The sequence below is a fragment of the Flavobacterium sp. KH_035 genome, from assembly GCF_057839565.1.
Genome location: NZ_CM174492.1, coordinates 4,767,417 through 4,780,074 on the forward strand (window position 1 = coordinate 4,767,417; position 12,658 = coordinate 4,780,074).

At 39.5% G+C, this 12,658-nt stretch carries 5 protein-coding genes; 1 reads left to right on the top strand and 4 read right to left on the bottom strand.

Annotated elements, in window-relative coordinates; genetic code table 11:
* The 4 genes from AC3IS6_RS19370 to AC3IS6_RS19385 all read right to left on the bottom strand — a co-directional run bounded on the left by AC3IS6_RS19370 (position 1) and on the right by AC3IS6_RS19385 (position 4,207).
* Complete coding sequence (locus AC3IS6_RS19370) at positions 1-582, bottom strand: TMEM175 family protein (protein WP_489161784.1); 582 nt, start codon at positions 580-582, stop codon at positions 1-3.
* Between the two features lie 130 nt (positions 583-712).
* Positions 713-1,603, bottom strand: a complete 891-nt coding sequence (locus tag AC3IS6_RS19375; protein WP_173964570.1) for a Ppx/GppA phosphatase family protein — start codon at positions 1,601-1,603, stop codon at positions 713-715.
* Positions 1,604-1,646: 43 nt separating this feature from the next.
* Positions 1,647-3,716, bottom strand: coding sequence for a polyphosphate kinase 1 (gene ppk1, locus AC3IS6_RS19380; protein ID WP_489161785.1), 2,070 nt, complete (start codon positions 3,714-3,716; stop codon positions 1,647-1,649).
* Between the two features lie 5 nt (positions 3,717-3,721).
* Positions 3,722-4,207: a SixA phosphatase family protein gene (locus AC3IS6_RS19385; protein WP_173964568.1), complete on the bottom strand. Its 486-nt coding sequence runs from the start codon at positions 4,205-4,207 to the stop codon at positions 3,722-3,724.
* A gap of 501 nt (positions 4,208-4,708) precedes the next feature.
* On the opposite strand from AC3IS6_RS19385, the gene AC3IS6_RS19390 reads away from it, so the two are divergent.
* The gene (locus AC3IS6_RS19390; protein ID WP_489161787.1) at positions 4,709-12,631 is read left to right on the top strand and encodes a choice-of-anchor L domain-containing protein; all 7,923 of its coding nucleotides are present in this window, start codon (positions 4,709-4,711) and stop codon (positions 12,629-12,631) included.
* The last annotated feature ends 27 nt before the right edge of the window (positions 12,632-12,658 follow it).

Genomic DNA, 12,658 nt, shown 5'->3' on the forward strand with positions numbered 1-12,658 from the left:
TTAATTTTTAGAAGCAAAAATCCTTTCTATTCTCTTGTCCGGAATAAGCCATAATAAAGCAACGATAAAATAAGCCGCCCCCGAAATCCATTCGTTATAAAATGAAAATACAATTCCCAAAATGTACAAAACTGAAGAAGTATGTCCTTTTACATCTCGTCCTATCGCTTTTGCCAGGGTCGAATCTGTACCTTCATTAAGAATTATAATGCGCTGTAAAATAAAATATGCAATTGAACACAACAATAAGACAGTACCATACAAAGCCATAGATGCTTTGGCAAAGTTATGTTCGCCCATCCAACCGGTTGCCACAGGAATTAAGGAAAGCCAAAATAGCAAATGCAAATTGGCCCAAAGAATTTTTCCATTAACCTTACCCAGACTATGAATTAAATAATGGTGATTGTTCCAGTAAATACCAACATAAACAAAACTCAGAACATAACTTAGAAACTTAGGAATCAGTGGCTTTAAATCCGTAAATTCATGACCTGCCGGTACTTTAATTTCTAAAATCATAATGGTTATAATGATAGCCAAAACACCATCACTAAAAGCCTCAAGTCTGGTTTTATTCATTGAAAATCAATTTTAGTATTAATAAAAAAACGCCACGAATTTCCACGAATTTATTTTGGGTGAAAATTCGTAAAAATGCTTTGTCTATACGCGATCACTCGGGTTGTGGCAAAAAAATTAGTTGATATCCCTAAATTTTACCGTAATACATTGCTTTTACAATTCCATCTGAAAGTCCAATTTTTGGAACATAAATCTGGCGTGCACCACTCCATTTCATGGCATTCAGATAAATTCTGGTTGCATGAATAATTACGTCGGCGCGATCTGAATTCAGACCTAACTCGGCGATTCTTTGCTCGTAACTTAAAGAGTTCAAAAAAGCATATTGTGAATTGATGTAAATGTATGAAAGTGGTTTTTCCTGCTGTTTTCCAGACATTTTAAACAATTTATTGATGTTTCCTCCCGAACCGATCAAAGTTACTTCTTCATAATCTTCGGTATTGGTCTTGATCCATTTTTCGATTTCATCCCAGACCACATCGTGTACCATATTATTTAACAAACGAACGGTTCCGGCTTTGAAAGATCTGGAATTGATCATTTTTCCATCAGAAAACAAAGTAAATTCGGTACTTCCTCCTCCTACATCCACAAAAAGATAAGTTTCATCTGTTTTTAGTAAATGATGTAAATCTGTAGAAGCTATAATTGCAGCTTCTTTTTTACCATCAATAATTTCGATTTTTATGTCGGCTTTTTTCTTGATCAAAGCTACAACTTCCTTCGCATTATATGCCTCGCGCATCGCCGAAGTTGCAAACGCCATATAACGTTCTACTTTATGTACTTTCATCAAAAGGTTAAATGCTTTCATAGCATCTACCATTCGATCTATATTCTCTGCTGAAATTTCTCCTACGGTAAAGGCATCTTGTCCCAAACGAATTGGCACACGAACAAGTGAACTTTTGTTAAACTGCGGTTCTTTTCCATCTTGTTCTACAACATTTGATATCAGTAGCCTCATGGCATTGGATCCAATATCTATCGCTGCAAATTTCCTTATATTAATCATGCTCACTTATGATTTTATTTTATTGTTTTTATTAATTGATACGTTATACGACTTCTTCCTGAACCATTATTTTATTTTGATAATATTTATAAGTTTCAAACTGCGCTCTAAATGGAGCATGATGATTTCTAGGCTTATACTTATTGTCTAATTTATAGGAATGATATCTCACTTTGACATTCCCTTTCCAGGCAATATTGAAATTGTCTACTAGTTCTTTCTTTATTGCAAGATCATAAATTGGGCAGGTAACTTCGACTCTTCCGTCAAGATTTCGGGTCATGAAATCGGCCGATGAAATATACACTTCTGTTAATCCTGCATTTCCAAAAATATAAACTCTTGAATGTTCCAGATAATTGTCGACGATACTTATGGCTTCAATGTTTTCGCTCATACCCGGAATTCCCGGAATCAAAGAACAAATTCCTCTTACCTGAAGCTGAATTTTAACTCCTGCATTACTGGCTTCGTACAATTTATCGATCATTTTAAAATCAGACAAACTGTTCATTTTTAATTTAATATGCGTTTTTCTGCCAGCCAGTGCATGCAGAATTTCACGATCGATCAGTTTGATAAATTTTGTTCGGGTATAATGTGGGGACACAATTAAATGTTTGTATCGGTGCACCCTGTAATTGATATCAAAAAATTCGAATATTTTAGAGATGTCTTTCAAAATTTGCTGATGACAGGTAAACAAAGTTACATCTGTATAAATTTTGGCCGTCGATTCGTTAAAATTTCCGGTTGATATAAAGCCGTAGCGACGTGTTTTGCTGTCTTCTACTCTTTCGATGACACAAATTTTACTGTGTACCTTTAAGCCTTTTATTCCAAAAATAAGATCAATTCCTTCTGTCTGCATTTGCTCGGCATAGGAAATATTGGATGCCTCATCAAATCGTGCCTGAAGCTCGATCTGAACGGTTACTTTTTTACCATTTTTCGCTGCATTAATCAAAGAACTGATAATCTGTGAGTTCTTTGCCAAACGGTATAACGTAATTTTTATACTGGTTACTTTTGGATCTAAAGCGGCTTCACGCAAAAATTTTGTCAGATAAGAAAATGACTGATATGGAGCATGCAGCAAATAATCTTTTTTACTGATTTTTTCCAAAATACTGCCTTCGAGACTCAAGCCCGGAATTGGCAAAGGTTCGTTTGGCTTATACAATAAATCATATCTTCCTAAATTAGGAAAACTCATATAATCACGTCTGTTGTGATAACGTCCACCCGGAATTATACTATCGGTTTCTACAATTTTCATTTTATCCAAAAAGAAACGCAAAGTATCTTCTTCGATTAAATTGTCGTAAATAAAGCGAACAGGTTCCCCAATTCTTCTGTCTTTTACAGATGATGCTATTTTTTCGAGCATACTCTTACTCAAATCACTGTCGATGTCCAACTGGGCATCGCGCGTAATTTTTATCATGTGTGCCGAGACGCTTTTATAATCGAAAATATTAAAGATATTCTTTAGGTTGTAACGAATCACATCGTCAATCAGTATCACATATTGCTTATCATCATCTGATGGCAGTACTACAAACCTGTTTATGGTCTTTGGAATTTCGATAACAGCATAGCGCACCTCATCGTTGGTATTCATTTCCAAACGAACAGCCAAATAACCCAAGGTATCTTTAAGAACCGGAAATTCAGCCAGATCATTCAAGATGATGGTCACCAATTCAGGACTTAATTTTTGCACAAAAAAATCTTTCAGATAGCTCTCCTGATCTTTTGTTATTTGATCTTCGTTGATAATAAAAATATTTTCGGCTTCCAGCTCTGCTTCGATATTACCTAAAATACGCAAACTTTCGGATTGCTGCTGAATAACAATTTCGGTAATGTCTTTAATTAATTGGTGTGCCGAAACTCCTCCTAAATATTTCTCTCCGGAAATCCCGGAAAGGCTTAATCTTCGAATTGCAGCGTAGCGAACCCTGAAAAATTCATCTAAATTATTTGAAAAAATTCCAACAAAACGTAGTCTGTCTAAAAGTGGAACCGAATTATCTCCAGCTTCCTGAAGTACTCTTGCATTAAACGCCAACCAACTTTTTTCTCTATCGATATATTTCTGTTCGTACACTATATTTATTTTAAATCTTTGGGGAAAATTGTTTTATGAGTTTTACCTTTATTAATGGTGTTCCAACTATCAGCATCAAACTGTAGTGATACAAAGCCTGAAGTAGGTACATTTTCGATAAAAACATCCCCAAATTTATTAACAAAATTTGTAATAGCCTCGTTATGCCCGAAAAGAATAACGCTTTCGAAACTATTATCACATGATTTGATAACTTTTTCGAGCTGCTTGTCATCAAAGGTATAAAGGTCGTCTTTATAAACGATACTTTCTATAGGATAAGAAATATTTTGCGCAAAAATAAGCGCCGTTTCTAAAGCCCTCGCCGCAGTACTACTCCACATAATATAGGTTTTAGGAAGAAATTTTGAAATAGTAGCCGATACTTCATGTGCGTCTAAAATGCCTTTTTTCATCAAAGGTCTGTCGAAATCTTTTAACGGGGCTTCCCAACTTGATTTTGCATGGCGTATTAAAATTAAGTTTTTCATAAGCAGTAAGGTTTACAAACCTCATTAAAAGAGGTTGGTTTTTTATTGAACTTCTAATTTACAAAAGAAATCTTAAACCTTCTCTTTTTTTTATTTCTGTTAACATTTCAACAAAATTTTTAACAACGAACCGAAAACTAAAAATCTTAAATGCTTAACAAAGGAAAACTTCCTTATTTAACAAAAAGTGTTCTTCATCTATTAAATTAAACAGTTAGTCGATATTTTTTATATTCATAAAAAATTAACCAAATAATTGACTATTAATCACTTAAGTGATTTAAAAAACAACCTTTTTAACAAATAAAATAAAAAATTAGCCACTGTTTTTTTGTCAAAAATGACAAAAAAAAGTGTTTTTCACCCCCTTCTTTAACAAAAAAAATACACTTCAACGAGTTTTTAGGTTAGTTACGGAGAAAAAAAATCAAAAGTAATTACACGTTATAAATTTGATTCTGTTAAAATATCACAAGTACTTCAAAAACAAAATCCTAAAATATGAAAACTAAAACTACTCTACAAGAAGTGGGAAATTTCATTAAAAGTGGTAAGTATATTTTCCCGTTTCACAAAAACATTCAACGTGATGTCTTTTCTAAAATTAGTTTAAAATCATTTTTAATTTTAATTTTAGGATTCGTAATGTATTCTTCCGCAATTGTTGCCCAGGAAATAATCCCTGTTAGGATTGGAAATACTATTCCTTCCAATAAGACAACTTCTAAGACAGCAAAAATAGCAGCCACAACAGAAGCTGTTAGTGCACTGGCAGCTGTTGCCGGTTCAATTGATGTCGCTAATCCTTCTGCAGGTTACAATGGTTATAGTGCAGATCAGCTTGTTCGTAATGTACTAACATCCGGATGTTTAACAATCAACAATGTTCGTTACGGATATTACAGAAGAAACAATAACAACACCTGGACCTGGGTAGATCATTCCTGGTCTTCGACTGCCGGAGACCGACAATTGGGGTACTACAGTAAAGGAACTTCTACATTCCCAATAGACGAAGGACTTCTTTTGTCTACAGGGAAAATCAGTTCAGCCATGGGACCCAATACATACACCAACAGGTCTGATGAAATGGTAAACGGGGCAAGCGATCCCGATTTAGCTGGAATTTCAGGCAGAACTATGCACGATGCCTCCATATTGGAATTCAATTTTATTCCGGACGGAAATCTTGTCGAGTTTAAATTTATTTTTGCATCTGAAGAGTATCTGGAATATGTAAATACGCAGTTTAATGATGCTTTTGGATTCTTTTTAAGCGGCACCGGAATTACCGGTACTTATACCAATAATGCGATTAATCTTGCCCAATTACCAAACGGTGATGCAGTGACAATAAACAACATACACTCTGCTGGAACTAACGTAAATAATGTTGCCTTTCCGGCAGTAAACGACGCTTACTACTTAAACAACCCTCCTGGTTCTACGACTATGGAATATGATGGTTCAACTGTCGTTCTTACGGCTACTTATGCTGTTACACCTGGAAATACTTATAAAATAAAAATGGCTATTGCCGATGCATCAGATCAAAGATGGGATGCCGGTGTGTTTTTGAAAGCAAAAAGTTTTGCTACAAACACTCTGGTTATTACTAATCCTGCCCCTGTATGCGTTAATGGTACAGCAAACCTTACTTTACCAGCAGTTACTGCAGGAAGTACTGCCGGACTTACTTATAGCTACTGGCAGGATGCTGCAGCAACTATTCCTTATACCACTCCAACTGCAGCGCCAGTGGGGACTTATTACATTAAAGGTTCAAATACACAATCGGGCTGTTCTGATACGAAACCAGTTGTTGTGAGTCAGACCAATATTGTGATTACCGAAACTGCCGGTTCGCATGTTGATGTAAAATGTAAAGGAACTACAACCGGATCAGCGACCGTAATTGCCACAGGAGGAACTGCACCCTATACCTATTCCTGGGCACCATCGGGGGGATCGGCAGCAACAGCTTCTAATTTAGCCGCAGGAACTTATACCGTAACCGCTACTGATTCAAAAGGATGTACCGGTACCAAACAAATAATTATTACGGAGCCTGCAGCTATCTTGACTGCAACTACTTCACAAACCAACGTACTTTGTAATGCCGGAACTACAGGTTCTGCAACCGCGACTCCTGCCGGAGGAACTGGGCCTTACACCTATTCCTGGGCACCATCGGGCGGATCGGCAGCAACAGCTTCTAATTTAGCAGCGGGAACATATACTGTGACCATTAAAGATGCTAATCTTTGTACGATCACCAAAACGGTTACCATTACAGAACCAACTGCTTTAACAGCTACAACCACACAAACCAACATACTTTGTAAATCTGCAACAACAGGTTCAGCAACCGTAACTCCTGCCGGAGGAACAGGAGCCTATACCTATTCCTGGGCACCATCTGGAGGTTCGGCAGCAACAGCTTCTAATTTAGCAGCCGGAACTTATACCGTGACTATTAAAGATGCTAATCTTTGTACGATAACCAAAACGGTTACCATTACAGAACCTGCAAATGCCTTGACTGCAACCACTACGCAAACCAACGTACTTTGCACATCTGCAACAACAGGTTCAGCAACCGTAACTCCTGCTGGAGGAACTGGAGCTTACACGTACTCTTGGGCACCATCAGGCGGATCAGCAGCAACAGCTTCAAATTTAGCAGCGGGAACATATACCGTGACCATTAAAGATGCTAATCTTTGTACGATAACCAAAACAGTTACCATTACGGAACCTGCAACTGCCTTGACTGCAACCACTTCACAAACCAACGTACTTTGTAATGCCGGAACTACAGGTTCTGCAACCGTTACTCCTACCGGAGGAACAGGCGCTTACACTTACTCTTGGGCACCATCAGGTGGATCGGCAGCAACAGCTTCTAATTTAGCAGCTGGAATTTATACCGTTACCATTAAAGATGCTAATCTTTGTACGATAACCAAAACGGTTACCATTACAGAGCCTGCAACTGCTTTGACTGCGACCACTTCACAAACCAATGTACTATGTAATGCCGGAACTACAGGTTCTGCAACCGTGACTCCTGCCGGTGGAACCGGAGCTTACACTTACTCCTGGGCACCATCAGGTGGATCAGCTGCAACAGCTTCTAATTTAGCTGCCGGAACATATACCGTTACCATTAAAGATGCTAATCTTTGTACGATCACCAAAACGGTTACCATTACAGAACCAACGGCGCTAACCGCTACAACCACACAAACCAACGTACTTTGTAAATCTGCAACAACAGGTGCTGCAACAGCAACACCTGCCGGAGGAACCGGAGCTTATACCTATTCCTGGGCACCATCAGGTGGGTCAGCAGCAACCGCTTCAAATTTAGCTGCCGGAACGTATACGGTGACTATTAAAGATGCAAATCTTTGTACGATCACCAAAACGGTTACCATTACAGAACCTGCAACTGCTTTGACTGCAACCACTTCACAAACCAACGTACTTTGTAATGCCGGAACTACAGGTTCTGCAACCGTAACTGCTGCCGGTGGAACCGGAGCGTATACCTACTCCTGGGCGCCATCAGGTGGATCGGCAGCAACGGCTTCTAATTTAGCAGCCGGAACTTATACGGTAACGATTAAAGATGTCAACCTTTGTACCATTACTAAAACAGTTACCATAACAGAGCCAACTGCTTTGACCGCTACAACTACACAAACCAATGTGGCTTGTAATGCCAGAACAACAGGTTCTGCAACCGTAACTCCTGCCGGAGGAACCGGAGCGTATACGTACTCTTGGGCACCATCTGGAGGTTCAGCAGCAACAGCTTCTAATTTAGCTGCCGGAACATATACCGTTACCATTAAAGATGCTAATCTTTGTACGATCACCAAAACGGTTACCATAACAGAGCCAACTGCTTTGACCGCTACAACTACACAAACCAATGTAGCTTGTAATGCCGGAACAACAGGTTCTGCGACAGTGACTGCTGCCGGTGGAACCGGAGCCTATACCTACTCCTGGGCGCCATCAGGTGGATCGGCAGCAACGGCTTCTAATTTAGCAGCCGGAACTTATACGGTAACGATTAAAGATGCCAACCTTTGTACCATTACTAAAACCGTTACCATAACAGAACCAACTGCTTTGACCGCTACAACCTCACAAACCAATGTGGCTTGTAATGCCGGAACAACAGGTTCTGCAACCGTAACTCCTGCCGGAGGAACCGGAGCGTATACGTACTCTTGGGCACCATCTGGAGGTTCAGCAGCAACAGCTTCTAATTTAGCAGCAGGAACTTATACCGTGACTATTAAAGACGCTAATCTTTGTACCATTACTAAAACCTTTACCATAACAGAGCCAACTGCTTTGACCGCTACAACTACACAAACCAATGTGGCTTGTAATGCCGGAGCAACAGGTTCTGCAACCGTAACTGCCGCCGGAGGAACCGGAGCTTACTCTTACTCTTGGGCACCATCAGGTGGTTCAGCAGCAACAGCTTCGAATTTAGCTGCCGGAACATATACCGTAACTATTAAAGATGCCAATCTTTGTACCATTACTAAAACAGTTACCATCACGGAATCATCTACTTTGACCGCAACAACCTCACAAACCAATGTGGCTTGTAATGCCGGAACTACAGGTGCTGCAACCGTAACTGTTGCCGGAGGAACTCCTGGTTATACTTACTCCTGGGCACCATCAGGTGGTTCAGCAGCAACAGCTTCTAATTTAGCAGCAGGAACTTATACCGTGACTATTAAAGATGCCAACCTTTGTACCCTTATTAAAACCGTTACCATAACAGAACCAACCGCTTTGACCGCTACAACTACACAAACCAATGTGGCTTGTAATGCCGGAACAACAGGTTCTGCAACCGTAACTCCTGCTGGAGGAACCGGAGCTTATACGTACTCCTGGGCACCATCAGGTGGATCAGCAGCAACGGCTTCTAATTTAGCAGCAGGAACTTATACCGTGACTATTAAAGATGCCAACCTTTGTACCATTACTAAAACAGTAACGATAACAGAACCAACTGCACTAACCGCTACAACTACACAAACCAATGTCGCTTGTAATGCCGGAACTACAGGTTCTGCAACCGTAACTGCTGCCGGAGGAACCGGAGCTTATACGTACTCCTGGGTACCATCAGGTGGATCAGCAGCAACAGCTTCGAATTTAGCAGCCGGAACATATACGGTAACTATTAAAGATGCTAATCTTTGTACCATTACTAAAACAGTTACCATTACAGAGCCAACCGTACTATCGGCCACCACTTCACAAACCAATGTAGGTTGCGGAGGTGACAATACAGGATCTGCTACCATTACTGTTTCCGGTGGAAATCCAGGTTATACTTACTTATGGTCTCCATCTGGTGGAACAGCTGCTACAGCAAATGCACTTGTTGCCGGAACATATACTGTAACTGCAACAGATGCGAACTCTTGTACAATAACGAAATCGGTTACTATTATTGATGGAGATTCTATTAAACCAATAATAGATCCTCTCCCACAAAGTACTACTATTAATTGTCCTGTAACACCGATATTTGCAACTGCTACTGCAACGGATAACAATGGCGTGATTTCATCATTAACTTATACAGATGTAATTACTCCGGGTGGATGTGCCGGTTCTTACACTCAAACCAGAACTTGGACTGCTGTCGATGCCTGTGGAAATATTTCTCTTCCTGTGGGCCAAGTTATTGTTGTGCAAGATATTTCTGCTCCAACATGGTCTACACAGGCAGCTTCTTTAGACAAAACTATAGAATGTAGTGATACAGCAGCCTTAACTTCTGCACAAGCCTTGTTTCCAACTGCGACTGATGCCTGTGATACCGATGTTTCGAATATCGTAAAAGTAAGCGGTGCTTTTGTAGCCTCTCAGGGTTGTGCTAATGCGGGAACCTATACCAATACCTGGACTGTAAAAGACGATTGCGGAAATACTTCTGATACTTTCACACAAGTGATTACCATTCAGGATACTTCTAAACCAACATGGTCTACTCAAACTGCTTCTTTAGACAAAACTATAGAATGTAGTGATACAGCAGCCTTAACTTCTGCACAAGCCTTGTTTCCAACTGCGACTGATGCTTGCGACACCAATGTTTCAAACATCGTAAAAGTAAGCGGTGCTTTTGTAGCCTCTCAGGGTTGTGCTAATGCGGGAACCTATACCAATACCTGGACGGTAAAAGACGATTGCGGAAATACTTCTGATACTTTCACGCAAGTGATTACCATTCAGGATACTTCTAAACCAACATGGTCTACTCAAACTGCTTCTTTAGATAAAACTATAGAATGTAGTGACACAACAGCCTTAACTTCTGCACAGGCCTTGTTTCCAACTGCAACTGATGCTTGTGATACTAATGTTTCAAACATCGTAAAAGTAAGCGGTGCTTTTGTAGCCTCTCAGGGTTGTGCTAATGCGGGAACCTATACCAATACCTGGACGGTAAAAGACGATTGCGGAAATACTTCTGATACTTTCACTCAGGTGATCACTATTCAGGATACTTCTAAACCAACATGGTCTACTCAAACTGCTTCTTTAGACAAAACTATAGAATGTAGTGATACAGCAGCCTTAACTTCTGCACAAGCCTTGTTTCCAACTGCGACTGATGCTTGCGACACCTATGTTTCAAACATCGTAAAAGTAAGCGGTGCTTTTGTAGCCTCTCAGGGTTGTGCTAATGCGGGAACCTATACCAATACCTGGACGGTAAAAGACGATTGCGGAAATACTTCTGATACTTTCACGCAAGTGATTACCATTCAGGATACTTCTAAACCAACATGGTCTACTCAAACTGCTTCTTTAGATAAAACTATAGAATGTAGTGACACAACAGCCTTAACTTCTGCACAAGCCTTGTTTCCAACTGCAACTGATGCTTGTGATACTAATGTTTCAAACATCGTAAAAGTAAGCGGTGCTTTTGTAGCCTCTCAGGGTTGTTCTAATACAGGAACCTATACCAACACCTGGACGGTAAAAGACGATTGCGGAAATACTTCTGACACTTTCACTCAGGTGATCACTATTCAGGATACTACAAAACCAGCCTTTACCGGAACTTTACCTGCCGACATTACTGTTTCTTGCGATGCTGTTCCGCAACCCGCAAATATGGAAGCCTCTGATAATTGTAATGGTAACTTACCAATTGTTTTCAGCGAAACAAAAAGTAATACTGAAAATCAATGTGCTACAAATTATACTTTAACCCGTAAATGGACGACCAGTGATTGTGGTGGAAATACAATTTCTTACACTCAAATTATAACGGTTAGAGACACCACTCCACCTACAGGAACAGCTCCTCTTAATGTGGCCAATTTGCAAACTATCGCCGATATTCCCGCTGGAAACCCAAGTGAGATCAAAGACGCTAAGGATAATTGCAGCAATACAGTAAACATTACGGTAAGTGACACTAACAATGGCGGAAGCGGCTGCGACGGAAATCCTTACATCCTGACCAGAAGCTATACCCTAACCGATTGTGCAGGAAATAAAACTGTATTGGTACAAACCTTTACAGTAGCCAATAAAGTTTCTGTAAGCGGAGTTGCTACCAATGTGAACTGTCTGGAAGGAAAAAGCGGTTCAATCCTGGTAACCAATAGCCTTGGTTCGACTGTTGTTATTAGAAACGCTAACAACGAAATTGTTGGAAATACCAATTTACCAGTCGGAACCTACACACTTACAGCAACATCCCCAGTAAATAATGCAAATCAAACGTGTACTGCAACTGCAACTGTAACAATCATTGCAATTCCTAATTTAGTAACTAATATTAGCAGTAAAGCCTGTAACGATGATTCAACTATCATTAACCTACTATCCTTGTTACCAGAAAACACTCCTTCTAACGGAACCTGGGTGGACAACAATAATACCAGAAGTATACAAGGAAGTGATTTCAATCCTTTAGGTCTCGCAATAGGTAATTATACATTCGAGTACAAAATACCTGATACGAGCTGTCCAAAAAGTATTGTACTGAATATGGAAATAAATGATGATTGTAAAGTACTTGCATGTGGAAGCGTAGTGGTTCACAACGCCTTTTCACCTAATGGAGACGGAATCAATGATATCTTCAAAATAGACAGTATTGACGACACCACTTGTTATCCTGAGAATGATGTAGAAATTTATAACCGCTGGGGAGTATTGGTATTTGAAACACATAATTACAACAATCAAACCAATGCCTTTGATGGAATTTCAAGAGGACGAACTACCGTCAAACAATCTGATGGACTGCCAACAGGAACTTATTTCTATATTATTAATTATAAATCATTGGACGGAAATAATGTACTTCAAAACAATAAAAAAGATGGGTACTTATATCTATCAAAATAAGAAAGAAAAAATATATCCTATTGCATC

Coding starts and splice junctions, on each gene's coding strand:
- AC3IS6_RS19370 (WP_489161784.1), bottom strand. CDS start 582: ATGAATAAAACCAGACTTGAGGCTTTTAGTGATGGTGTTTTGGCTATC.
- AC3IS6_RS19375 (WP_173964570.1), bottom strand. CDS start 1,603: ATGATTAATATAAGGAAATTTGCAGCGATAGATATTGGATCCAATGCC.
- AC3IS6_RS19390 (WP_489161787.1), top strand. CDS start 4,709: ATGAAAACTAAAACTACTCTACAAGAAGTGGGAAATTTCATTAAAAGT.
- AC3IS6_RS19385 (WP_173964568.1), bottom strand. CDS start 4,207: ATGAAAAACTTAATTTTAATACGCCATGCAAAATCAAGTTGGGAAGCC.